The sequence below is a fragment of the Pseudomonas californiensis genome (genome assembly GCF_021147775.1).
Classification (GTDB): Bacteria; Pseudomonadota; Gammaproteobacteria; order Pseudomonadales; family Pseudomonadaceae; genus Aquipseudomonas; species Aquipseudomonas californiensis.
Genome location: NZ_JAGTPK010000014.1, coordinates 84,704 through 110,127, shown reverse-complemented (window position 1 = coordinate 110,127; position 25,424 = coordinate 84,704). Strand labels below are relative to the sequence as shown.

Here is a 25,424-nt window from a genome sequence, read left to right as displayed (position 1 = left end):
TTTAAAGGAACAGACCGGGACCCGGGCGGCTTCCTTCGGGGAATTTGACGCCGACTTTCTGGATCTTGTTCCCGTCCATAACGGCAACTGTCCAAATAGTTCCATTCCATTCGATCTGGTCACCGACAACCGGCTCGCCACGGTTCTTCTGCACGATGAACTGACTGAGCGGCATCCCGGGGTCGAGACCGTCGAGTTTCAGGCCATACAAGGCCGCCACCGCACCGAGTTGTGCGTCGCCTTCGAGGACGAAATCGCCGAAGAAACGCAGGTCCAGACCACGTTGCGGCGCCTGGCTGAACAGCTTGCCCAGTGCTGAAAGGTCGTGTTCATGGCCGATTACACACAGCAGGTCGCCCACTTCCAGCGTTGTACTGCCGGACGGGTGAAGCAATTGCTGGCCGCGAAACAGGGCCGCGATCCGTGTGCCTTCCGGCATTTTCAGCTCGCGCAGCGCGGCACCGATGCACCATTTCTCGGCACCCAGGCGGTAAACGAACAGCTCCCACTCACTGGTGACATGCACTTCAAGCGCCGCGCGGGAAATAGGCGCAGGGTCCGGTGGTACCGTCACTTTCAGCAGTTTGGCCATCCACGGCAGGCTGGTGCCTTGCAGCAGCAGCGAGACCAGGACGATGAAGAACGCGAGGTTGAAGTACAGCTGCGCATTAGGAAGGCCAGCCATCAGCGGGAAAACCGCAAGGATGATCGGCACCGCGCCGCGCAGGCCAACCCAGGCGATGAAAGCTTTTTCGCGACCGTGGAACGCCTTGAAGGGCAACAGGCCAACCATTACCGACAATGGACGTGCCACCAGGATCATCCACAGCGCCAAGCCCAGTGCAGGAATGGCGATCGGCAGCAGGTCGTGTGGCGTGACCAGCAGGCCCAGCACCAGAAACATGCCGATCTGCGCCAGCCAGGCCATGCCGTCGAGCATGTGCAGGATGCCGTGGCGACTGCGGATCGGTCGGTTACCCAGTACCAGCCCGCACAGGTAAACCGCCAGAAAGCCGCTGCCATGGATGGCGTTGGTCAGGGCAAAGATCGCCAGACCGCCAGCGATGACCAGAATCGGGTACAGGCCAGCGGCCAGATTGATGCGGTTGACCAGCTGCAACATGATCCAGCCACCACCGAGACCAATGAAACCGCCGATCCCGAACTCCTGAATCAGATGCCCCAGCAGGCCCCAGTGCAGGCCGGTCTGGCCGCTGGCGAGCATGCCGATCAGCGTCACCGTGAGGAACACCGCCATGGGGTCGTTGCTGCCGGATTCGATTTCCAGGCTGGCCGTCACCCGCTCGTTCAGGCCTTTGCCGCCCAGCAGCGAGAACACCGCTGCTGCGTCTGTCGAGCCGACGATTGCACCGATCAGCAGGCCCTGAATCATATTCAGGTTGAACAGCCAGGCCGCGACCATGCCGGTCAGCACCGTGGTAATCAGGACTCCGACTGTGGCCAGCGACAACGCGGGCCAGAGTGCGACGCGGAAACTGGCGACCCGCGTTCGCAGCCCGCCGTCGAGCAGGATGACCGCCAATGCCAGGTTGCCGACCAGATAGGCGGTTGCGTAGTTGTCGAAGATGATCCCGCCACCGTCAACGCCCGCAACCATGCCCACCGCAAGGATGATGACCAGAATCGGGATGCCGAGGCGCGAGGAAAGAGAACTGACCAGGATGCTTGCCGCTACCAGCAACGCGCCGATCAGGAACAGGCTGTTGATGGTGGTGGCATCCAAGGGCGGTACTCCATAGAAAACGGGTGAAAAACAATGAGGGCGAAAACTGACCATGCAGTCCGCGTGCCAAGCGATTTAACCTGTTGAATTGGTTGGCTGTCAAAGTTTTGCCCAATAAAGCCTGGCACAGGTGCTTTGCGCTCGGCATTGGCCTGCACGCAGCTTACATTTCATGAATATCTACCGCTGATGGTTGAGGCAGGTCTGATCAGGTGTGGTTTCCATTCTTGAGGATCAGGAAGCCATGACTTCTGTAACGACCCCGCGACAAAACGATGACCAGCAGCAACTCCGCAAAAAGGCCCACGATTACGTCAGCAACTATCCGGACCTGCACAGAATGGCGTGGCGCACAGCGCACGACATCCTCTTCAGGCGCACTGGCAGGCGTCTCGACCCTTCTATCGTTTACTGGCATCGGTTCAGCAATGCTGTCAGCAGCCCGCGTACATTCACCGGCTGGGAGCACGCAGGCCGGCCAGTAGAGACGATGACCCTGGTCGAGCTGGTGGTCCGCCGCTTCAGTCCACAGGATCAGGTAGCCAGTTACGAGCTTTCGTCGTACAGCGGCTTCTATACCGTGGACGCCGGTCACGGGTTGTTCAACGAGACCAATGAAGTACCGTTGCTCGCTCAAGACGTGCTGAGGGATTTTTGGGCATTGGATTTCAGTGCGGTTTATCAGCGCAAGATCGAAGACTTCTGGCGCCTTAATGAAAAAACATTTTGTGTGTTGGCCAAAACCGAGTATCTGGCGGCAGCGGGGCGTGCTCTTCGTGACAAGCAGATTTCATCCTCGGACTTTGAGCTGCTGACCGGTGTGATTCTGGGGCACGAGAGCGATACGCCAACGTTGAGCGTTCTTCAAGGTCCCACACAGCGCTCCGTAAAGGCATCGATTCACTGGCTGGATATCGGCGGTATCAAGGCAAGGGACATTCTGAGAATCGTCGGCGAGCACGGGCAGCAGATCCTTTACGTGCCAGGTGACAGCCGACCGTTTCAGCTTTTTTCCGCGCCGCGCGAGTTGTTTGACTGGCTCAAGACGCGCTTGTCGTCAGCCCATATGCGAAGCGAGATATGCAGGCACTTCCTGCGCTCATCCGCCGAGCAGGCGCGCGTCACCGAACTTGACCGGTGCGTTGATACGATGCTCGCCCATGACTGGGAAACGGGTCAGGGGCTTATCAATCAGGTCGGGGAAACCGTGCCGGGTGATGCGTTCGATCATTTGCGCGATGCCGCCAGAGAGGACATGAGGGCTGATGCGCATGTCCTGTTGACGAGCAATGTCGAACTGCGCAAGCGAATCTGGATGGGATACCTCAATGCCTTTCTGCAGGTCGCGGGTAATCTCGCGCTACTGGGCTGGCCGGTTGCGCTGGCGGTGGTCGGTGCCGGTACCTTCAATCTCGGCCTGAACCTCGACCAGGCATTCACCGGCAGGACGGCGGCGCAGCGCAGGGCAGGTGTGCTGGGCTCGATATGCAATGCCGTCTATGTGGCGTTCAATCTGCCCCTTCTGGCCGGACCGATGCGTGCTGGCAGGCGGGTGATCACCTCGTCAGGGCATGGCTCTTTTACGCATCAGGTGCCGCCGGTAGAAGATCTGTCCAACTGGAATGGCAACCAGGTGTCACTTGAAGCAAGCGCGACAACCGAGAGCACCGGAAGGCTGCGGGGTATCCATCAGCTCGCCAACGGGGAAACATGGATACAGCTGGACGGACTGTTTTATCGCGTGCGGTTCAACGAGTCGCTGCAGCGCTGGCAGGTGATTGACCCGCAGAATCCCTTTGCATTCGCTTCCGGGCCGGCCGTTGCTCTGGACGAGCACGGCAATTGGCGACAACTCGCAAGGTCCGGCCTGACTGGCGGTGCGCCACTGGACACACCGCTGCACGCCACAGTGCAGTCATCCTCGTCATCGCATGGCGTCACAGGTTCCGCCTTCTGGGATCACTACATGCTGATCAACGTCTATGACGAAAAAAGCGTTGCCGAGGCCGCGATTGCACGGCAGGAGGCGGTCATGGATATCTTCCGGATGGAGCCGGGAGAGGAAGTGACGACTGACGCCGAAGGTGAAGATGTGCACATCGACCCGTGGGGCGCAAAGCATCGTGTATTCAAAACCAACGAGGCAATGTTCCATGCTCAGAGCATCCGCCTCTACACCGATGATGGCGCCATCTATAACCAGTACCTGCGCACCGGCACGGTCTTCGAGTACAGCGAACAGCCAGGTATGGCCACGGTCGCTGAACAGGTCGAGGACATCAAGCGGTTCGTCGAGGATGTCAGCACGCTGGGCTTCAACAATGACGTCACACTGTATCGCGGCGGCAGTGGCGAGCGAGGTACGTCAGGGCTGTTTTTCCGCAGTGGGGACGTCAGCGTCGGAGATGTGCTGGTCAATACCGACGTTACGTCGTTCAGCGAAAACCCCTACCAGGCCAGAACCTTTGCCAGCAGTCAGGCAGGTAACAATGCGGCCGCAGTGAGCGCACCACTGACCTTTGACGATACTTCGGTAGTCTTCGAGCTGCCGGCAAGGCATTACCTGAAGGCAACGCCGATCGCGCCGTTCTCTTCAAGCCCCGGAGAAGCCGAAACCCTCTTTTTGCCAGGGTGTTACTTTCGAGTCGATCAACTGGATGAGGTACAGGGCGCTTTCTATCGATTCATGAGGGTACGGATCTCGGAAATTCCCGCACCCGTTGCAGGACGAAAGCTTCTGGAAATGCGCACCGGTGAGCCATTCAGCCGTGAGGGCTACGCCACACGGTTAGGCGCGTCTGGCAGGCCTCTCGTCGACGTTTTCTTTCCGGACGTATCGAGGCGTCAGTCATGAAGATTTCGAGCATGGAATTGTAATAGCTACCGCAGCCTGTCGCTGTCGATTGCTTACTGTGCGTGACTTCATCCCTTATCAAGACAGGAAGTCATGCACTCGATTATTCACACCGCTGCTGGAACGGCAGCGGCTCCCAATGTTTCTTCTTTCAGCCCGCTTCAGAGCCGCGCGGCAGCTCTCATGGGCGCCTATCCGGACATTCACGCCATGGCCTGGCAGGCGGCGCGCAGTATTGTCGCCAAACACACCGGCAAAAAGCTGGACCCGGATACTGTGTATTGGCATCGCTTCGCTCAGGCAGACAACAGCAGCCTGAGCTTCACCGGTTGGGAGCATATCGGCCCACCGGTAGAATCCATGTCACTGACCGAGCTGGTCATGCATCGCTTCAGTGCCAGCGACAACGTTTCGGCCGACCAGTTGAACACCTACAGCGGCTTTTATCAGACCGGCCCTGACGAAGCCTTCTACAGCGAGCGCAATGAAGTCCCACTGCTGCCCAGCGACGTACTGAAGGATTTCTGGGCGCTGGATTTCGCCGCTGACTGTCAGCGCAAGGCAGACGCATTCTGGCAGGCGCATGGCGAGGATTTTTGTACCTTTTCCAAAATGAAGTTGCTGTCTGCCGCCGGGCAGGCATCCAGCAGAAAGCAGCTGCGCGCCGACGATTTCGATACCGTCCTCACCGCCGTCACAGGGGGCAGCAACCCGAGTATCACGTGGGAGATGCTGCAGACCGACAACGCTTTTACAGCAGGGGCCGCTGTGCAGGTGTTCGAGCTTGCGGGGCATGTCTCCAGAGACATGTTGCAGATTACGGACGCAGGTGGACGGCAGATCCTTTACATGCCCGGCGCTCAGCAGGCGTTCCAGTGCTTTGATGATGAGTCTGCCTTGTATCAGTGGCTGCACGCACAGATTGCCGAACCGGCCAGCAAAGCCCGTTTGATGTCGCACTTTGGTCGGGAGCAGCGGCAGGCGGCTTTGAACGCCAGTCTTTCCGCGCTGGGCACACAATGGACCGCTGAGCACGCGCGTGTGGGGCATTCCGGGGCGGGGCATTCCAGGCCCATCAGCTCTAAACCCGTGTTCGAGCTGATGCGCGACATGGCCCGCGAAGAAATGAACCAGGACATTCGCGATCAGTTGACCCGTAGCGCCAGCCTGCGCAAGCAGATGGTGATGGGGTATCTGGGTGCTTTCATCCGTGTGGCAGGCGGGATCGCCCCGCTGGCATGGCCGTTGGCGCTGACCCTGGTGGGCGCGGGTATCGCCGAGGTCGGCCTGAGCATCGACCAGGCCGTCAGTGGTCGAACTGCGCAATTGCGTAAAGCCGGTGTGTACGGGGCAATCATCAACTCGATTTATCTGTTCTTGAATCTGCCGTTGCTGGCCGACATCGGCCGAGCGTCCGACGCGTTTGTGCCTCAGGTGCCTGCACCCGAACAGGAAGTTGCCTCGCTGGCCGGGCTGGAAGGCAATGAAGTGCTTGATGATGCGCCGCCAGCGGCGGCATCGGGCCATGCCCAGGGCGTTCAGGTGCTGGAGAATGGCGAAACCTGGATTACGCTGGGAGAACTGCCTTACCGCGTGCGCTATCTCGAAGACCTGAACACCTGGGCGGTTGTCGACCCGAACAATCCTTTTGCCTTCGATGGTGCTCGCCCGGTCCGTTTGAACGAGCAAAACCAGTGGGAGCTGATCCGCAAACCCGGACTGCAAGGTGGCAAGCCGCCGATAGAAGGAATCTCCGGCTCTTCAGCGTCGCAGCCTTATGCCACGGCTTCATCACCGTTCTGGGACACCTACATGCAGTTCAACCTGGCAGAAGAGCAGCGCCTGTCAGACCTGGGCAATCACCGTCAGGAGTCGGTGGTCAATATCTATGAGCTCGATTCGGACGAGGAAGTCGTATCGGACTCTGAAGGCGAGGACGTCGTTTACGACGCCTGGAACGAAAAGCACCGGATTTTCAAGACAACGGATGACGCTTACTTCGGCGGAGCAATCAGCCGGTACAGCGAGGACGACGATGCGTACAACGTATTTCTGCGTACCGGTGAGCGCAGACACTCCGATCAGATCGAGGCGATCGAGCGTTTGATCGAAGATATTGCCGAGATACAGCCCAACAACGACGTTGCGCTGTATCGGGGCGGCAGTGGCGACCGTGGTACGTCAGGCAAGGTGTTCCGCCAGGGTACACTCAAGGTCGGGGACGTGCTGGTCAATACCGATTTCACCTCGTTCACTGAGAACCCGTATGTCGCTCGCGTCTTCGCAAGCAGCCAGGCGGGCGCGGCGTCGACCGCCTATAAAGGCGATATCGTGTTCGACGACACCTCGGTGGTATTCGAGCTGCCAGCCAAGGAGTACCTGACTGCCACGCCCATCAGCCCGTTTTCCAATAGCGCCGAGGAAGTCGAATCATTGTTCCAGCCGGGCAACTACTTCCAGATAAGACGCATCGAGGAAGTCGCAGGCAGTCACTATCGCTTCATGAACGTGCAACTCAGGCAGGTGCCAGTGGAGCAGGTTTCAGGCCCTGCCTACGACTTGCGTACCGGAGTGCTTTTCAGTCGCCAGCAGTACGCCGAGAAGCTGGGTGACGATGCGAAGCTGCTGGTTGATACCTTCTTCCCGGCTCATTCCTGATCGCCGGTCAGAACCAGTCGGTTTGCATCGCCAGGCACGTATCGTCACGGGCTTCGAGGAGCGCCAGGTCGTGATGGCAGGCCGGTACTTCCCAGGTCAGGAAGTACCGCGCCGCCTGCAGCTTGCCCTGATAGAAATCAGCGTCCGAAGTCTGGCCGTTGATGAGGCCTCGATGGGCGTGAATGGCTTGCTCCAGCCAGCGCCAGCCGATCACGGCGTGACCGAACGCCTTGAGATAAAGCGCCGAGTTGGCCAGCGCGGCATTGACCTTGCCGTGGGCCATGTCCGTCAGCAGGCCCACGGTAACGGCTTGCAGGCGCGTCACCAGTTGCTCCAACGGCTGACGCAGCGCGTCCAGCTCTGAATGTGCAGTTGCACGTTGTGCCGTATCGGCGATCAGCCGGATCAGTTGTTTCAGCCCGGCGCCGCCATTTTGCGCCAGCTTGCGACCCAGCAGGTCCAGCGACTGAATGCCGTGGGTGCCTTCATGGATCGGGTTGAGACGGTTGTCGCGGTAATACTGTTCGACCGGGTATTCACGGGTGTAGCCATGGCCGCCCAGAATCTGAATCGCCAGTTCATTGGCCTTGAGGCAAAACTCGGAGGGCCAGGATTTGACGATGGGCGTGAGCAGGTCCAATAGCTCGTGGGCTTGCTGGCGAACCTGGTCAGTTTCGCCGGTCTGGGTGTCGTCAAACAGGCGTGCTGCGTACAGGCCAAGGTCGAAAGCGCCTTCGACGTAGGCTTTCTGGGTCAACAACATGCGTCGTACATCGGCATGCTGGATGATCGCCACCGGTGCGCTGTCTGCACTTTTGTTGTCGTGCAGCCGTCCCTGTGGCCGCTCGCGGGCATAGTCGAGCGAATACAGGTAACCCGCGTAACCGAGCATCACGGCGCCCATGCCGACACCAATGCGTGCTTCATTCATCATCTGGAACATGTAGCTCAGGCCCTGGTGCGGTTTGCCTACCAGATAGCCGACGCATTCCCCGTTATCGCCGAAATTAAGCGCTGTGGAGGTGGTGCCTTTCCAGCCCATCTTGTGGAAAAGCCCGGCCAGGACGACGTCGTTGCGCTTGCCGAGGCTGCCGTCATCATTGACCAGATACTTGGGCACGATGAACAGCGAGATGCCTTTGACGCCAGCCGGAGCGTCCGGCAGCTTCGCCAGCACCATGTGCACGATGTTGTTTGACAGCGAGTGATCGCCGCCGGAGATGAAGATCTTGTTGCCCCGCAAGCGATACGAACCGTCCGCGGCAGGTTCGGCGCGGGTACGAATGTCCGACAGCGACGAGCCGGCATGTGGCTCGGTCAAGGCCATGGTGCCGAAGAAGCGCCCATCGATCATCGGTTGCAGGAAGCGCTGTTTCTGTTCGTCGCTGCCGAAACTTTCAATCAGGTTGGCGGCACCCATCGTCAGGAAAGGGTAGGCGGTTGTGCCTGCATTGGCGGCCTGAAAGTGGGCGAAGCAGGCTTGGGAGAGCAGGGTGGGGAGCTGCATGCCGCCGCTTTCGAAGTCGCGGGCTGCGTTGAGAAAACCAGCCTCCAGAAATGCATCGACCGCCGGTTTGACCTCGGGGATCAGTATCGCTTCGCCGTTTTCATAGCGCGGCTCGTTCTCGTCGGCCTTGCGGTTGTGCGGCGCGAAGTACTTTTCGGCGATGGTGCGTGCAGTGCTGATCGCTGCGTCGAACGTTTCCCGCGTGTGCTCGGCAAAGCGCTCACGCTGGGTCAGGGCTTCGGCGTCCAGAACTTCATACAGCTCGAAGGCGAGGTTTCGGGAGCTGAGCAGCGACTCGGACATGGTGGCGCACCTTGAATTGGATGACGGTCAGTCTAGGCGGCGCAATTGCAGTGAGGTAGCAAGATTGATCTGGGTGATAAGAGGGGGTGTGTGGTGAGTATCGTAGCGGCAGTTGAGCCGCTCAAGGCGGCCGAGGGCGGAGCTGTCAACGTCAATAAACCCACGCGTCTGCTTTATGTGCCGATGAACCGGAGATTCAGTGGCATCCGGGACCGCTCAGGTCACCTTATCGCCCTCACGGCGACCCATTTTGATGGGTCGAAGTGGGCAAGGCTCCAGGATCCGGTTGGGTCCGCCTGCGGCTCAATCGGCATCCATGCCGATTGCCCTCCGGATCAGCGCCAGAACTCAGCCTTCGCGAGCAGGCTCGCACCTCACTGGATGCGAACCATTGAAGTGCGCCCTGGGCGTTTGATGTCAGTCCCGATACCGGGTGCAGAAAGGAATGGCCGGCACATCTCTGGCAGATGCGCCGGCCGGTTTGTGAGCAGGTCGAAAGCCTGTTCGCGATCAGCCGATGGTCATCAGGCTAGCGTTACCGCCTGCCGCAGCGGTGTTGACGCTCAGTGCGCGTTCGATCACCAGGCGCTCCAGCGGGACGTTGGTCTCGCCGTGGGACAGGCCGTTGACGCCGACAATGGCGCCGGTGCGCTGAGCGACCTGCTGACAAATGGCGCGCAACTGGTCCGAGTCGCCGTGGTGCAGCACGGCATCGATGACCACTTCGTCCTTGTTCCAGTCCGGTACCAGCTTGATGCGTGCCTGCACCTCTTTCGGCAAGCGCGCGCGCAGCGGCTTGCTGACGTCGTTTTCCGGCCAGACAGCCGAGCTGCCTACTGCCAGTACTGCTGCGAGCTGGATCAGCAGGTCGGTTTCTGCGTCTGCCAGGCACAACACATGTTCGCGGGGCAGGATCGCGTAGCTGTTGCGCTCGCCGGTCGGGCCTGCCAGTTGACGTGTTATGCCGCTCTGCGATTGCTCAGCGTACTGACTGCACAGCGCGTCCAGATCCGCCTGCTGATTGCTGGCTGCCCATACTTTGAGCGCCTGCAGCGGTTTGCTGAAGGCGTCACGCAGACGAGTGTCCGGTGCCGACAGCGTGTCGCTGCGTACGAACGATTTCTCGATCGCATCCTGTGGGCGCGTCGACAGCAGGCGGTACAGGTACAGCGGGCCACCGGCTTTCGGGCCTGTACCGGACAGACCTTCGCCGCCAAACGGCTGAACGCCGACCACGGCACCGACGATGTTGCGGTTGACGTAGACGTTACCGGCGTTGACGTTGTCGATGACCTTGGCGATGGTTTCGTCGATGCGGGTATGCACGCCCAGCGTCAGGCCGTAGCCAGAGGCGTTGATCTGGGCGATCAACTGATCCAGTTCCTTGCGCTTGTAACGGACCACGTGCAGCACCGGACCGAAGATTTCACGCTGCAACTCATCGAAGCTTTCCAGCTCGATCAGCGTCGGCATCACGTAGGTGCCACGCTTGAGTTCGGCGCTGTCGGCAATCGCCACCTGATAGACGGTGCGGCCCTTGTCGCGCATGGCCTGGATGTGTTTCTCGATCCCTGCCTTGGCTTCGGCATCGATTACCGGGCCGATGTCCACGGACAGTCGCTCCGGGTTGCCCAGACGGCTTTCAGCCATTGCGCCCTTGAGCATTTCGATGACGCGGTCTGCCGAGTCTTCCTGCAGGCACAGCACGCGCAGCGCCGAGCAGCGTTGACCGGCGCTGTCGAACGCCGAGGACACCACATCGATGACCACCTGCTCAGTCAGCGCCGACGAGTCGACGATCATTGCGTTCTGGCCGCCGGTTTCAGCGATCAGCGGGACAGGGCGACCTTGTGAGTCGAGGCGCCCGGCGACATTGCGTTGAAGCAGGCGGGCGACTTCGGTGGAACCGGTGAACATCACACCCTTGACGCGCTCGTCACCGACCAGGCCTGCGCCGACCGTTTCGCCGCGACCCGGCAGCAGTTGCACCACACCTTCAGGGATACCGGCTTCGAGCAACAGGCGTACTGCCTGAGCGGCGATCAGCGGGGTCTGTTCCGCAGGTTTGGCCAGCACCGGATTGCCTGCTGCCAGAGCGGCGGCAACCTGACCGCTGAAAATGGCCAGCGGGAAGTTCCACGGGCTGATGCACACCACCGGACCCAGTGGGCGGTGGGCGTCATTACTGAAGTCGTTACGCGCCTGCACGGCGTAGTAACGCAGGAAATCCACCGCCTCGCGTACTTCGGCGATGGCGTTGTTGAAGGTTTTACCTGCCTCACGGACCAGCAGGCCCATCAATGGCTGGATCTCGCCTTCCATCAGGTCCGCAGCGCGCTCGAGAATGGCTGCACGCTCGGCCGGTGGAGTGGCCTGCCAGATCGGGCCGGCGCTCAAGGCGCACTGGATGGCGTTATCGACATCTTCAAGGCTGGCTTCCTGAACGTGACCGACAACGTCACGCAAATCTGACGGGTTCAGAGCTGCGCTCGCTGCGGCTTCGCTGACGGGGCAGCCAAGCATCGGTGCCGCCTTCCAGTCATTGTGCGCAGTGGCCAGCAACGCCGATGACAGTGACGCAAGACGGTGTTCGTTGGCCATATCGATGCCGCTGGAGTTGGCGCGCTCGGCACCATACAAGTCACGCGGCAATGGAATCCGAGGGTGTGGCAGACCGAAGCCACCTTCTTGCGTGGCCATGCGCTCGATCTGGCTGACCGGATCGGCTACCAGTTCCTGAATGGAAATGGAGTGGTCGGCGATACGGTTGACGAATGATGTGTTGGCGCCGTTCTCGAGCAGGCGACGCACCAGGTAGGCCAGCAGGGTTTCATGAGTGCCGACCGGTGCATAAACCCGGCATGGACGGTTCAGCTTGCCATCGGCGACCTTGCCCACGACCTGTTCGTAGAGTGGCTCGCCCATGCCGTGCAGGCACTGGAACTCATACTGGCCAGGGTAGTAGTTCTGTCCGGCGATCTGATAGATAGCCGCCAGCGTGTGGGCGTTGTGTGTTGCGAACTGCGGGTAGATGACTTCTGGCGCGGCCAGCAGCTTGCGGGCGCAGGCAATATACGACACGTCGGTGTAAACCTTGCGTGTGTACACCGGATAGCCTTCCAGGCCTTCGACCTGTGCACGTTTGATCTCGCTGTCCCAGTACGCGCCTTTTACCAGACGGATCATCAGGCGATGACGGCTGCGTCGGGCAAGGTCAATCACGTAATCGATCACATACGGGCAACGCTTCTGGTAGGCCTGAATCACGAAGCCAATGCCGTTCCAGCCGATCAGTTGCGGTTCAAAGCACAGGCGCTCAAGCAGATCCAGCGACAGCTCCAGGCGGTCGGCTTCTTCGGCGTCGATGTTCAGGCCGATGTCGTATTGCTTGGCCAGCAGGGTCAGCGACAGCAGGCGCGGGTAAAGCTCTTCCATCACACGTTCGTACTGGGCGCGGCTGTAGCGCGGGTGCAGCGCCGACAGCTTGATCGAGATGCCCGGGCCTTCGTAAATGCCGCGACCGTGGGAGGCCTTGCCGATGGAGTGGATCGCCTGCTCGTACGAGGCCAGGTATTTTTGCGCATCGTGTTCGGTCAGCGCGGCTTCGCCGAGCATATCGTAGGAGTAGCGGAAGCCCTTGGCTTCGAAACGACTGGCGTTGGCAAGTGCTTCACCGATGGTTTCGCCAGTAACGAACTGCTCGCCCATCAGGCGCATCGCCATGTCCACGCCTTTGCGGATCATCGGTTCGCCGCTCTTGCCGATGATGCGGCTGAGGGACGAGGTCAAACCTGATTCATTGTGCGTGGCGACCAGTTTGCCGGTCAGCAAAAGTCCCCAGGTGGCAGCATTGACGAACAGCGACGGGCTGTTGCCCAGGTGCGGCTGCCAGTTGCCGTTGCTGATCTTGTCGCGAATCAGGGCATCGCGAGTGCCTTTGTCTGGAATGCGCAGCAGCGCTTCGGCCAGACACATCAATGCCACGCCTTCCTGGGACGACAGCGAAAACTCCTGCAACAAGCCTTGAACGATACCTGCACGGCCGCCAGCGCTCTTCTGGTTACGCAGCTTCTCGGCAATGGAGGCGGCGAGCTTGTTGGTGGCCTCGGCTACCGGCACCGACAGACGTGCCTGCTCCAGCAGCATGGGCACTACTTCCTGCTCGGGGCGGCGGTAGGCGGAGGTAATGGCAGCACGCAGAACCGATTGAGGCTGAATGCTCTCGGCAAAGTCGAGGAAGCATTGCAGGCCAGCGTCTTCCGACAAATCGCCACGGTCATCTGCGTCTTTGGCCGCCGAGCCATCGAGTTCAGACAGGGTTGCACCACTTTCCAGCTTTTCGAGGTAATTGAAGATCGCCTGCTTGATCAGCCAGTGCGGCGTCCGATCAATGGAGTGGGCAGCTGCTTTCAATCGCTCGCGGGTCGGGTCGTCCAGCTTGACGCCCAGCGTGGTGGTGGCCATGTGTTGTCCTCAATGTGGCCACTGTGAGTGTGGCGTCGGCTTTGTCGCAGATTAGCTGTGCTTCGGGGTGAGGTGCAACCGGGTGCAACCTTTTTTGCAGAATATTTCGTAACGATTGTTCAAGGTTCTAGGCAAACGCAACAGGATGTTCGATGTCGGTGCGCTTTCTGATGGGGAATGCTCGATAAATGCCCTAAAATAGGGCGTTAGGCAGCTAAAACCTTTTTATTTGTGATAGGTGCAACTTGCCGGATGAAATTGGTTGCACCTTGTTCGCCATGTTTAATAGGATTCATTTTCACGGTGCAACCGTAGTCATTGGCCGGGGTCTCTTGCGAGATTTCAGTCAGCGCGGTGTCGGGTGCAAAAGCATGGGTGGGCTTCAACTCCCTTGTGCATCAGGTGCCAAATAAAAACAATGCCAAGGCAGAACTCATGAGTGTCAGCAACCCAACCTTGATCACGTTTGTGATCTACATCGCGGCAATGGTATTGATCGGCCTGATGGCCTATCGCTCGACCAACAACCTTTCGGATTACATTCTGGGTGGGCGCAGTCTGGGCAGTGTGGTCACCGCACTTTCAGCCGGTGCTTCGGACATGAGCGGCTGGCTGCTGATGGGCTTGCCCGGTGCCATCTACATGTCGGGTCTGTCGGAAAGCTGGATTGCCATCGGTTTGATCATCGGTGCCTACCTGAACTGGCTGTTCGTGGCAGGTCGTCTGCGCGTACAGACTGAGCACAACGGCGACGCATTGACATTGCCTGACTATTTCAGCAGCCGCTTCGAAGACAACAGCGGTTTGCTGCGCATCATTTCGGCTATCGTGATTCTGGTGTTCTTCACTATCTATTGCGCCTCGGGCATCGTGGCCGGCGCGCGCCTGTTTGAAAGCACCTTTGGCATGTCCTACGAAACGGCCTTGTGGGCTGGCGCTGCGGCAACGATTGCCTACACCTTTGTCGGTGGTTTTCTGGCCGTGAGCTGGACAGACACCGTGCAAGCCACGTTGATGATTTTCGCGCTGATTCTCACGCCGATCATCGTTCTGCTGGCCACCGGCGGCGTGGACATCATGTTCCTGGCGATCGAGGCGAAGGATCCGACCAGCTTCGACATGTTCAAGAACACCAGCTTTATCGGCATTATCTCTTTACTGGCCTGGGGGTTGGGCTATTTCGGTCAGCCGCACATTCTGGCGCGCTTCATGGCAGCAGATTCGGTCAAATCGATTGCCAAGGCCCGTCGCATCTCCATGGCCTGGATGATCCTGTGTCTGGGTGGCACCGTGGCGGTGGGTTTCTTCGGCATCGCTTATTTCTCTGCGCATCCTGATGTTGCCGGTCCGGTGACCGAGAACCCGGAGCGGGTTTTCATCGAGCTTGCCAAGCTGCTGTTCAATCCATGGGTTGCAGGCGTATTGCTGTCGGCCATTCTGGCAGCGGTCATGAGTACTCTGAGCTGTCAGTTGCTTGTGTGCTCCAGTGCTCTGACTGAAGACTTCTACAAGGCCTATCTGCGCAAGGGTGCCTCGCAGCGTGAGTTGGTGTGGGTAGGGCGTGGCATGGTGTTGCTGATTGCGATCATTTCGATCCTGCTGGCGGCCAACCCTGAAAACCGTGTTCTGGGCCTGGTGAGTTACGCCTGGGCCGGTTTCGGCGCGGCATTCGGACCGGTCGTATTGATTTCTGTGCTGTGGAAGGGCATGACCCGCAACGGCGCGCTGGCAGGCGTGATCGTCGGCGCGGTCACGGTGGTGCTCTGGAAACAGTTCAGCACCATGGGCCTTTACGAAATCATCCCTGGCTTCATCTTCGCCAGTATTGCCATCGTGGTATTCAGCCTGATCGGCAAAGGTGCATCGGCTTCGATGCAGGCGCGTTTCCTAGCGGCCGAGAAAGACTTCAAAGCCAACAGTTGATCCCCTTCAGCCAAATATGAAAAAGGCCCGTTCTCTTCAAGAGTTCGGGCCTTTTCATTTTCGGGGTGAAAGTTCAACTCAGGTGCGTGTTGGTCAGCCCTTGTCGTGATCGATATCAAGGCTGTAGAAAGTGGCTTTGCCACCTTCGCTGCTATAGCCGCTATGGTCCTGAACGTAAACGCCTGCCTTGAAGTACAAAGGCTTGTCGCTCCAGTTGGCGCTGATCTGGGTGCTCCAGTCCGCTTTTCCTGTGCTGACCTTCAACTTGCCGCCACGGCTGAGGCTGATTGCATATCGAAATTTCTCATTGAGCGGCACACCCTCGGCTATCTTGATGACTTTGCTTTTATTGTCATCGTAGTGCCTGCGTACCTTGACGACGATGTCGCCGTTCCTGGTGTCTTCCTTGTATTGATACTCGACCTTCAGCATCGGCTCGGTGCTTTGGTAAGCGTGGATCTGGCCGATCACGATCTTGCCGGACGAAGGCACCTGATCGATCTCCAGACTGGCGTCCAGGCGGTTATTCGCGTCTTTGTACAGCCAGTTACGCAGGGTTCCATCAGGGTAAGTTTCGCGGAATTCGCTGCGGGGATACTTGGCATTATCGGTTTTTGTTCCGGTTACGGGGGCCCAGAACACAATGGAGTCCGATTTCGACTTGAAATACTTTCCGTCATAGCCCTGTACCAACTGTCGCGTCGTAATAGTGGCGGGAGGGTTATGAAGGGGGATGCTGAGGTTCCAGCAGTCGAGATCAATCATTTTCTGTCCATCCGTAAAATTTTTCTGTTAGCAAACCAGGCCTCTAGGTTGAGGGTTTGAGCAGCGTTTATACGGGTTGTAGGACAATTTGTTAACGAAAAATTGGCGAACGAATGACGTCAAAGTGCTGTCACTTCTCTTGCAGGGCAGGGTTTATATGACGTGTGGGAATGTACCGTTAGTCGGTTAGGTCGAACTTTTATGATGGCTAAGAGCTGGCCTGCTTCTGCTTTTTCTGAGACGGGGCTAGAGTGATTTCAAATGTATGACGGTCTTCCTGATCTCCAGGCGTCGTGCCCTACACAGAGAAGCAGCATGGAATGCGCGCAACCCCAGCCAAATGATGGCTCGTCTGTACTATTGGTCGTAGATGATTACCCTGAAAATCTGGTAACGATGTGTGCTGTCCTGCAAAGAACGGATTGGCACATTGTGACCGCGAGCTCGGGCATCGAAGCTCTGACGGTTTTGTTGGAGCAGGAAGTCGACCTTGTTTTGCTGGATGTCCAGATGCCGGGCATGGACGGCTTCGAAGTGGCTCGTCTGATGCGTGGCAGCCAACGCACACGACTCACGCCCATTATTTTTCTCACGGCCAACGAACAGAGCAAGGACGCCGTGCAGAAAGGTTACGCCAGCGGCGCGACCGATTATCTGTTCAAGCCCTTCGACCCCAACATTCTCAAGCCCAAGGTGCAGGCTTTGCTGGAGCAGCAGCGCAATCGCCGTGCGCTGCAGACGCTTTCCCAGGAGCTTGAGGCGGCGCGGGCATTCAATGCATCGGTGCTGGCCAACGTTGCCGAGGGTATTCTGGTAGTCGACGAGTCAGGCCGGATCAGCTTCGCCAATCCCGCGATCTGCTACTTGTTGAACGCGACAGTCGAGCAACTGTGCGGTACGCAGGTGCTTGACTACATCATTGAGCCGCAAGTCGTGAACTGGCTGGACTCGGGCTTTTACAAGCATTACCGCCGGGCCGACACCTATCGAGTGCATGACGCGATCCTGCGTACTGCTCAGGGCAAGCAATTGCCGGTCGCGTTGTCGTGTGCCGGATTGCCCGCCGAACAGAAAGCGATGGTGCTGACCGTTCTCGACATGTCGGTGGTGCGTGATCTTTATCAGCAGCTGGAAACGCAGGCGGTCACCGATGCGCTGACCGGGTTGCTCAATCGCCGTGGGTTCTACCAGGCGGTTGACGGGCTGCTGCCGCGCAGCGAGCAATCGGGCAGATACCTGGTGGTGCTGTACATGGATCTTGATGGCTTCAAGCAGATCAATGACGCTCTCGGACACGACGCCGGTGATCAGGTGCTTATCTGGGTCGCCGAGCAGCTCAAGGAGTGCATGCGGCCCTACGATGTGCTGGCTCGTATCGGTGGCGACGAATTCACGGTAGTCATCGACGGGCTGGATTATCCGGAACAGGCGGCCAACATCGCCGAGAAGCTGATAGAGCGTGTTTCAGGCCGCCGCCAGGTTGACGGTGTAGATATCAGTCTGGGTGCCAGCGTCGGGATTGCCACTTACCCGGACTGCGGCGCGAATCTGGATGGGTTGCTGCGCGCAGCGGACATCGCAATGTATGAAGCCAAGCGTGCAGGCCGACAGCAATACCGGTTCTACGACCAGAACATGAACGGTCGTGCACGCTCACGGCTGATGCTTGAAGAAAGCGTGCGAACAGCGATTGATGGCAAGGACTTTTCCGTCGTCTACCAGCCTCAGATCCATGTTGCGGACGGCAGGTTGCGGGGCTTCGAGGCGCTGTTGCGTTGGCAGCATCCGGCGGTGGGTGATGTACCTGCCGCGCTGTTCATCCCGTTGCTCGAAGAGACGCGACTGATCAACAAGCTCGGCAGCTGGATCTTCGACCAGGGTGCCGAACAGCGTCAGGTGTGGAGCGGTGTCTTTTCCTCTGATGTAGTGCTGAGCGTCTGTGTCAGCCCTACCCAGTTCTGCATGCCCAATCTGGTATCCGAGTTGAAGCGCGCGATGGACCGCTTCGAACTCAAGCCTGGTCAGTTGGAAGTCGAGATCACCGAAAGTTCGCTGGTGCACAACCTGACGCACAGCCATAAACAACTGGGGTTATTGCATGACATCGGCATTCGGGTTGCTCTTGACGACTTCGGCACGGGTGAGTGTTCGCTGTCGCACCTGCGCAATCTTCAGCTGGATACCTTGAAGCTCGACCGTCATTTTGTTGCCAATATTCTGGGTTCGCCACGTGAAGCTGCCATGGCGCGCAGCATCATTGATCTGTCGCGCAATCTCGACATGCTGGTCATCGCCGAAGGCGTCGAGACCCACGAGCAATATCAATGGTTGTCCGACAGCGGCTGTCAGGTGGTCCAGGGGTTTTTAATCGCTCACCCGATGGTCGCCGAAGACGCTATACGGTTTCCGGCGCAGTCTGAGCTGCCCGGCTTGAAGCGACGCTCATTGCTGTAGAATGCGGTTTTTTGAACCGTGCCCAGCCTCATGAATGCGCCCAGTCGTGCTTCACTCAAATACCTGCAAGCATATCCTCAGGCGCTTCAGGATCAGGTTCACCAGTTAATCGCTCAGGGTCGACTGGGCGACTACCTGCAGCAGCGCTATCCAGCACGCCATCAGGTTCAGAGCGACAAGGCGCTGTACGCCTACGCCCAGGCGCTGAAGCAGGATCATCTGCGTAACGCGCCGGCCATCGACAAGGTGCTTTTTGATAACCGCCTGGACCTGACGCACCGCGCGCTGGGGCTGCACACCAAGATATCGAGGGTGCAGGGCGGCAAGCTCAAGGCCAAGAACGAAATTCGCGTGGCCGCCCTGTTCAAGGAAGCGGCGCCTGAGTTCTTGCGAATGATCGTTGTCCACGAGCTGGCGCATTTCAGGGAGTCGGACCACAACAAGGCGTTTTACCAGCTGTGCGAACACATGCTGCCGGGTTATCACCAACTGGAATTTGACCTGCGTATCTACCTGACGTACCGCGACCTGCAACCTGTCGCTCAATCGACTATCGAAACAACGCCTTGAAGGATGCAACGATGGAGGTCAGCAAGACCAAAAGCAGTTTTTACCGCCGGCTGTACGTGGCGTATCTGATTGACTGCCAACTGGCGAGCAGCGTCCCCGAACTGATGGCTGTGACAGGCATGCCCAGGCGGACGGCCCAGGACACCATCAGCGCACTGGCCGACCTGGACATCGTCTGTCAGTTCGAGCAGGAGGATGGCGCACGTAACCATGCCGGGCGCTATCGAGTCAGCGACTGGGGCGCCATCGACCGCGACTGGATCACCCGTCACCTGCCGCAGATCAAGACAGTGCTGGGATATCCTTGAGCGGAGCCCGTATGTAATGGCGAAATAGCGCGGTTGTACCCCCGTCAGTCGCTGCACCACTGAGTGCGACGCAAGGTGCAGGCTGAGTCATGGCGCTGATCCAGCGACCGCCGGATCAGGGGCAGGACGAAGGAATCCGCCGCAGGCGGACCCAACCGGAGTCTGCGGCTTTGCCCACTTCGGCCCCATCAAAGTGGGTCGCCACAAGGACGAAAGGCGACCTGAGTCGAGTGCGCAGGTTACCGGGTTTACAGTCCGTGACACCCAGTGTGGATGTCCTTGCAGCTGCCGGAACCTGGCGCATTACTCCAGGTCGCGACGCATGCCAATGTGCGGGATGTCGTCTTCGAGGTAGATCTCGCCAATCGGATCAAAACCATAGCGGCTGTAATAGCCCTGCAGGTGCGCCTGTGCCGACAGATAAATCGGCTGGTCAGGCCATTTGCGTTCGGCGTTTTCCAGTGCCTGAACCATCAGCTCATGACCGATGCCTTTGCTGCGGATCGAAGGCGCCGTGATCACGCGGCCAATGGTGACATCGCCACCTTGCTGGATCGGGTCGAGCAGGCGCAGGTAAGCCACCAGCTCACCTTCCTGCCAGGCCATGAGATGGCAGGTGTCGCCTGTCAGGTCCTGTCCGTCGATGTCCAGATACAGACATTGCTGCTCCAACACGAAAACCTCGGCGCGCAATCGCAGCACGGCATACAGCTGCTCGGTGCTCAGCTCGGTGTGGTGTTTGCAGATCCATTTTATAGACATGTTGCCGACTCGCAGAGAAACCAGAAGCGAAGTCTAAACGTATCTGGCGTCATTCCCAATAAACGCTGACGCCGAGAGCGACATCGCTCTGTCAGAGACAGACGCTAACGACGCATTCATGAAGCCCATATCGATCAGTGCTTGCTGGATAACGTGTAGTCCGGCAAGGCCACTTTCCGGGAATTGCGCAGGAACAGGCTTGAAAAAGCTTTTCTCGCCCAGGGTTTTCCAGCCATACGCATCGCGCCCCGTAGTAGTGCCAGACCTCTGGGAGTGTGGGGCCAGAGCATCCTCGGCACGATTTTGGGCAGGCCTTGACCTTCCTTCACGAAAGGGCGCATGACGCGCTCGTACGCCGCAAGGGCGGCAGCAAGGTCATCCGTTTTCGCCAGTTCTCCTGCCAGTACATAGCCACCTGTGATGGCCAGCGTTGTGCCTATACCGGACAGCGGTGTAGCGCACCATGCGGCATCGCCTGTGAGTACCACGCGACCGTTGGACCAGCGATCCATCCTTACCTGACGCAGCACATCGAAGTAAAAGTTATCCGTCTCGAACATTCCCTCCAGAATGCGCGGGAAATGCCAGCCCGCGTCGGCGAAGCGCTCGGCAAGGAATTGCTTCTGACGTTCCTGACTCCACAGGTTTTCACCTTCCGGCTTTTTCTGCATGCCGAGGTAAACATGCATCGTGTCCTCGCGCCCGGGCTTCAGGGTCGCGCCAATGCCGCCGACCGTGTTGTATTGGCGGGCGAACTTGCTGTCTTTTTCTGTTCGGGGAATGGCGAAGTAGGCAAGGGTGAGGTCCATCCACCGCAGTTTGTTTTCGCCCGGGAAAACTTTTTCACGGGTCGATGAGCCAACGCCTTCGGCAATGATCACCATGTCGAAGCGTTCATGTCTTGCGCTGGAAAAGTGAACGGTGACACCGGATGCGTCCTGTTCAAGCGCCTCTACAGTTTCATTGAACCGGTAGGTGGCGCGTGTGCTGGCAGGTGCGTAGATCATGCGGGCAATGTCACCGCGCATGATTTCCAGCTCAGCCGTCGGACCATCGCCGATGTCCTCGACGGCGAAGCGGGCGATGACGTTGTCATGTTCATCGACCCAATCAGTGCCGGTCTCGCCAGTGGTCAGATCGAGCGCTTGCTGCTCAAGCCCCATCTTGCGCAATACCTCTCGCCCGGCGCCACGGACGTCCACGTTCTGACCACCGTCGCGAAAGGCGGGCGCCTTTTCGGTGACGGTGACATCAAAACCATTACGTGACAGCCACCAGGCGGTGGTGTTTCCAGCGACGCTTGCGCCGCAGATGAGGATTCTTTTGGGCATAGGTAGTACTCCTGATGCCCGCACTTAATATCACTTGTGATATATGTTGCCATTCATTCCAGATTACCGATAAAGCGATGCAGCAGGGTCACGAGAGCGGTTGCCTCTTCAGGCGTAAAGCCGCGTACGCCAAGTGAGTTGGTGTCCAGCAGCACCTGCTTGCCTACGGACGCGATCTGCTGACCTTGCGCAGTAATACTGACTTTCGAAGCTCTGCGGTCCTCCGGGACGGGCGTGCGCTCGATAAATCCCGCTGCTTCAAGTTTGTCCAGAATGGCTACCATCGCAGGCTGCTTGATAGCCGAAGCATGCACCAGATCGCGTTGCAGCATGGGGCCTCGCCAGGCAAGCCACAGCAACGGTCCGAGTAGCGCCAGCGAGATCCCGTGAGGCCTGAGTGCGGCCTCGACTGACCGATTGAATACTCGCTCTGCGTGGCTGGCGAGGTAACCCGGAGCAACTGCTGCTTCGGGGTGGATATTGTCGTCATTTTGCATGGGCATACTTTTTGAGAACCGGAAATGCTTCGTCAGCCTTTTGGGCCGTATTCGAACAGCCCAACAGCCTTGTCGTTCAGGGCTTGAAACTGTGTTCAGGGAAGCAATCCTAGCGTGCTGACGAACATCACAACAGCTGCCAGCTCCATCGCAGTCAAACTTGAACATCAGGCGGTGTCACAAAGCACACACTCTTGCATTCCTTTGCCTTGTTGAATGGCCATTTTGGGTCTTCAATACAGGCTTATAGCCACTCTTATGAGTAACGGTCTGCCGCCGATAGCCTCGTGCCGGGCATGCTGCCCTCTTCAGGAATCTGAGCATGTCGCAGTTGTTGCGAGCCATGGGTTTTCTGGTCTTGATGATAGCGTCGCAGTTCTGCGCAGCAGAGAAGCTGCGTCTGGTCGCCGACCCGTGGCCGCCGTTCGCTGACGCCATGTTGCGTAACGGCGGGCTTGCGACTGACATTGTGAGCACAGCATTGAAGCGTGCCGGTTACACAACGGTTTACGAGCAGGTGCCGTGGGCCCGTGCGATGTTGGGGCTCAGCGAAGGGCGCCATGATGTGCTGATAGATGCCTGGTTCAGCGAAGATCGCACCCGGATCGGCCAGTTCTCTAAGCCTTACCTGGTTAATCGCGTGCGCTTTTTGAAGCGCAGGGACTCCGGCATCGAGGCGACCAGAGAGCAACTGCACGATTATGTGATTGCGGTGGTGCGCGGTTATGCCTATTCCCCAGGTTTTGATAACGACCCACTGCTGCACAAAGTCCCTGTGCAGAGTTTTTCTGCCGCCATTCGCATGCTCGCAGCGGGGCGCGTTGATCTGACGCTGGAAGATGAATACGTGGCCCGCTACAACCTGGCGCTGGAGGCCGAAGAGGTCCGTAGCCAGGTCGAGTTTCTGCCTGGCTCACTGACCGAGAATGACCTGCACATTCTGGTCAGTCTGAAAAATCCCAGGCACGCAGAAATCGTGGCTGGTTTTGATCGTGAAATCGCCGCGATGAAAGCCGATGGCAGCTACGAGGCCTTATTCAGACAGCACGGTCTGTAACTGTCTCTGGGCTTTTGATCAAGTGTGCTGCCAGGGTGCGCAACGGCGCCAGCTGGCGGCAGATCAAGGCCAGCTGGGTTTGTACCAGTCGCTGACTTTCGTCCATCTCTTCGGGTATCTGTTCCAGCTGGCTCGCCAGGGCTTCCTCCGTGTCGCTCTGGACGGCAACGGGCTGCTTTTCGGCCAGGCTCTGGGCGATCTCATCGATGCTCGCTGCCAACGTTGCGCCCGCACCATCAATCAAGTGTTCGTGCACATCGCCGGGCAGTTGCGTATCCCGGTGTGCGCCAAGGCCGGACAAGTAGCTCAGAAGGGTGTGCGACAGCACCAGAAAACGGAAACCGACGTCCGCCTCCTTGCGAAAATGCCCAGGTTCCATGAGCATGTTGGCCAGTGTTGTCGACAGTGCAGCGTCGGCGTTGTGCGCGTTGCGGCGCGCCAGTCGGTAGGCCAGATCGTCGCTTTTGCCCTTGGCGTACTGTTGCATGATCTGGCGCAGGTAGATGCTGTTGCAGGTCAGGGTATTGGCCAGCACTTTATTCAGGCGTCTGCCTTGCCAGTCTGGCAGGAACAGGAACACCGAGAGCCCTGCAATCAGGCTGCCCAGCAAGGTATCGAACAAACGTGGCAGGAACAGGCCGTACCCATCGCCTACCTGATTGAAGCAGAACAGCACCATTACCGTAATGGCTGCGGTCGATAGCGTGTAGCGCGTGGTGCGGTTGACGAAGAAGACCACGCCCGCCAGCACGGCGCACATCGATTGCAGGATCGGGCTGGTGATCAGGTCGAACAATGCCCAGCCGACCGTCAGGCCAATCGCGGTGCCGATAATCCGCTGTCCCAGTTTGCGTCGCGTTGCGCCATAACTCGGCTGGCACACGAAAACCGTGGTCAGGATGATCCAGTAACCTTGTGACGGGTGAATCAAGTGCACCATCGCGTAACCGATTGTCAGGGCCAGTGGCAGACGCAGCGCGTGGCGAAACAGCAGGGATGTGGGGGTCATCTGCAATCGCAGGCGCGTCCACACGTCCTTCAGGTTGCGCGGCGAGCGGTCCAGCAGGCTGCTGTCGGTGGCGTCGGCCACAGCGTCCGGGTTGCTGGCATCGCTGATCAGCCGATCCAGCGTGCTGAGGTTGGCCGCCAGTGCGCGTAACGAGCGCAGCAGCCCCCGCCAGGCCGGGTTGCTCTGAATACGCAGGTGCTCAAGCGAGGCGTGCAGGTCTTCCATGGCCTCCGCGAAGTTGGGGTCGTATACATAGGGCTGTCGCAGCTGGATGGATTCTGACAGCGCCTGACAGGCTACGCCTTGCTGACGCAACAGGCGCTGGCAGCGGAACAGCACGTCACTGTGGAAAAACGCATCGGCCAGCGAGTTGTACGGGTAGTGCGATGAGCTGGCGCGCTCGTGAATGTCCTGGGCGATGAAGTACAGCTTGAGATAGCGACTGACCTTTGAGCCAGGCCGTCCGCTGCCCACGCGGTGCAGAATGATTTCCTTGGTGGAGTTCAGTGCTGCGACGACCTTGCCGTTCTGCTGCGCCAGTTCCAGGCGGCGGGCTTCCACGTTGAGCGTGCGAATCGGCTCGAACAGGGTCGACTTGATTTTCAGGTACTGCCCCAGCTCGCGAAACAGCCGCGCCAGCGCCTGTTGCACCGGCTGATTCGAGAACAGCATCTGCCACAGTACCGAAAGCAGGCCGTACCACGCGGCGCCCGCCACCAGCAGCATCGGCTCGTGCCAGAAATCCAGCACTTCACCACCGCGCTGGTCCACCCCGATCATGGTGTAGACCGAGAGAATCAGCGTGCCGTAGGCAATGGCGCCGTAGCGCTCGCCGAGCGCACCAAGCATCGTCAGGCAGAAGCTGGCCAGTGCCAGCGAGCAGACAAACAGCCAGGGGTAGGGAAACAGTAACTCGACGGCGAGGGCGGCAACGCTGAAACACACCAGCGTCACCGCGAGGGCGTTAAGACGGCCCTGCCAGCTGTCATCGGTTTCGGCCAGGGCACTGGCGATAATCCCCAGAAACAGCGGGATCAGCAGGCCCATCTCGTTCTGGTACCAGCACAGCGCCATGCTGCCCGTCAGGGCAATGAAAACTCGAACGCTGTAGCTGAATTTATCCAGCGCCCACAAACGGCGGAATGTATGACGAAGAGATTTCGATGCCATGAATAAGCTGACGGCCTTGTTCGCTATTAATCGATCCTGCAGGAGGAT

15 protein-coding genes are annotated in these 25,424 nt (G+C 58.8%); 7 read left to right on the top strand and 8 right to left on the bottom strand.

The genetic code is table 11. The features are described from left to right. Window position 1 precedes the first annotated feature (1 nt). A complete protein-coding gene (locus KDX37_RS15710) occupies window positions 2–1,744 on the bottom strand; it encodes a potassium/proton antiporter (protein WP_231653601.1) in 1,743 nt (580 codons plus the stop codon). 244 nt (window positions 1,745–1,988) lie between these two features. On the opposite strand from KDX37_RS15710, the gene KDX37_RS15705 reads away from it, so the two are divergent. Together KDX37_RS15705 and KDX37_RS15700 are read left to right on the top strand one after the other, a co-directional pair. Continuing rightward, window positions 1,989–4,598, top strand: coding sequence for a dermonecrotic toxin domain-containing protein (locus tag KDX37_RS15705; protein ID WP_231653600.1), 2,610 nt, complete (start codon window positions 1,989–1,991; stop codon window positions 4,596–4,598). Window positions 4,599–4,691: 93 nt separating this feature from the next. Next, the gene (locus tag KDX37_RS15700; protein WP_231653599.1) at window positions 4,692–7,256 is read left to right on the top strand and encodes a dermonecrotic toxin domain-containing protein; all 2,565 of its coding nucleotides are present in this window, start codon (window positions 4,692–4,694) and stop codon (window positions 7,254–7,256) included. Window positions 7,257–7,263: 7 nt separating this feature from the next. On the opposite strand, the gene KDX37_RS15695 is transcribed toward KDX37_RS15700, so the two are convergent. Both KDX37_RS15695 and putA read right to left on the bottom strand, forming a co-directional pair. Further along, window positions 7,264–9,066, bottom strand: a complete 1,803-nt coding sequence (locus tag KDX37_RS15695; protein WP_231653598.1) for an acyl-CoA dehydrogenase — start codon at window positions 9,064–9,066, stop codon at window positions 7,264–7,266. Between the two features lie 510 nt (window positions 9,067–9,576). Beyond that, window positions 9,577–13,530, bottom strand: coding sequence for a trifunctional transcriptional regulator/proline dehydrogenase/L-glutamate gamma-semialdehyde dehydrogenase (gene putA, locus KDX37_RS15690; RefSeq protein WP_231653597.1), 3,954 nt, complete (start codon window positions 13,528–13,530; stop codon window positions 9,577–9,579). A gap of 435 nt (window positions 13,531–13,965) precedes the next feature. On the opposite strand from putA, the gene putP reads away from it, so the two are divergent. Next, a complete protein-coding gene (gene putP, locus KDX37_RS15685) occupies window positions 13,966–15,453 on the top strand; it encodes a sodium/proline symporter PutP (protein WP_231653596.1) in 1,488 nt (495 codons plus the stop codon). Between the two features lie 93 nt (window positions 15,454–15,546). On the opposite strand, the gene KDX37_RS15680 is transcribed toward putP, so the two are convergent. Continuing rightward, the gene (locus tag KDX37_RS15680) at window positions 15,547–16,218 is read right to left on the bottom strand and encodes a polysaccharide lyase family 7 protein (protein WP_231653595.1); all 672 of its coding nucleotides are present in this window, start codon (window positions 16,216–16,218) and stop codon (window positions 15,547–15,549) included. Window positions 16,219–16,533: 315 nt separating this feature from the next. On the opposite strand from KDX37_RS15680, the gene KDX37_RS15675 reads away from it, so the two are divergent. Genes KDX37_RS15675 through KDX37_RS15665 form a run of 3 tightly spaced genes read left to right on the top strand, consistent with a single transcriptional unit; the run spans window position 16,534 to window position 19,550 of the window. Next, a complete protein-coding gene (locus KDX37_RS15675; RefSeq protein WP_231653594.1) occupies window positions 16,534–18,672 on the top strand; it encodes a two-component system response regulator in 2,139 nt (712 codons plus the stop codon). Window positions 18,673–18,702: 30 nt separating this feature from the next. Continuing rightward, window positions 18,703–19,242: a M48 family metallopeptidase gene (locus KDX37_RS15670; RefSeq protein WP_231653593.1), complete on the top strand. Its 540-nt coding sequence runs from the start codon at window positions 18,703–18,705 to the stop codon at window positions 19,240–19,242. 11 nt (window positions 19,243–19,253) lie between these two features. Next, on the top strand, window positions 19,254–19,550 hold the full coding sequence (locus KDX37_RS15665; protein ID WP_231653592.1) for a winged helix-turn-helix domain-containing protein: 297 nt from the start codon (window positions 19,254–19,256) through the stop codon (window positions 19,548–19,550). Between the two features lie 303 nt (window positions 19,551–19,853). On the opposite strand, the gene KDX37_RS15660 is transcribed toward KDX37_RS15665, so the two are convergent. The 3 genes from KDX37_RS15660 to KDX37_RS15650 form a co-directional block, all read right to left on the bottom strand. Next, window positions 19,854–20,312 carry a GNAT family N-acetyltransferase gene (locus tag KDX37_RS15660; protein ID WP_231653591.1) on the bottom strand — a complete coding sequence of 153 codons (459 nt, stop codon included), beginning with the start codon at window positions 20,310–20,312 and terminating at the stop codon, window positions 19,854–19,856. A 134-nt stretch (window positions 20,313–20,446) separates the two neighbouring features. Further along, a complete protein-coding gene (locus KDX37_RS15655; protein ID WP_231653590.1) occupies window positions 20,447–21,643 on the bottom strand; it encodes an FAD-dependent monooxygenase in 1,197 nt (398 codons plus the stop codon). Between the two features lie 53 nt (window positions 21,644–21,696). Beyond that, window positions 21,697–22,140: a MarR family winged helix-turn-helix transcriptional regulator gene (locus KDX37_RS15650; protein WP_231653589.1), complete on the bottom strand. Its 444-nt coding sequence runs from the start codon at window positions 22,138–22,140 to the stop codon at window positions 21,697–21,699. Between the two features lie 322 nt (window positions 22,141–22,462). Between KDX37_RS15650 and KDX37_RS15645 the strand changes: the two genes are divergently transcribed. Next, window positions 22,463–23,197, top strand: coding sequence for a substrate-binding periplasmic protein (locus tag KDX37_RS15645; RefSeq protein WP_231653588.1), 735 nt, complete (start codon window positions 22,463–22,465; stop codon window positions 23,195–23,197). Here KDX37_RS15645 and yccS read toward each other — a convergent pair. Then, complete coding sequence (yccS, locus tag KDX37_RS15640) at window positions 23,178–25,376, bottom strand: YccS family putative transporter (protein ID WP_231653587.1); 2,199 nt, start codon at window positions 25,374–25,376, stop codon at window positions 23,178–23,180. The two genes, KDX37_RS15645 and yccS, sit on opposite strands and share 20 nt — an antisense overlap. Window positions 25,377–25,424: the final 48 nt, after the last annotated feature.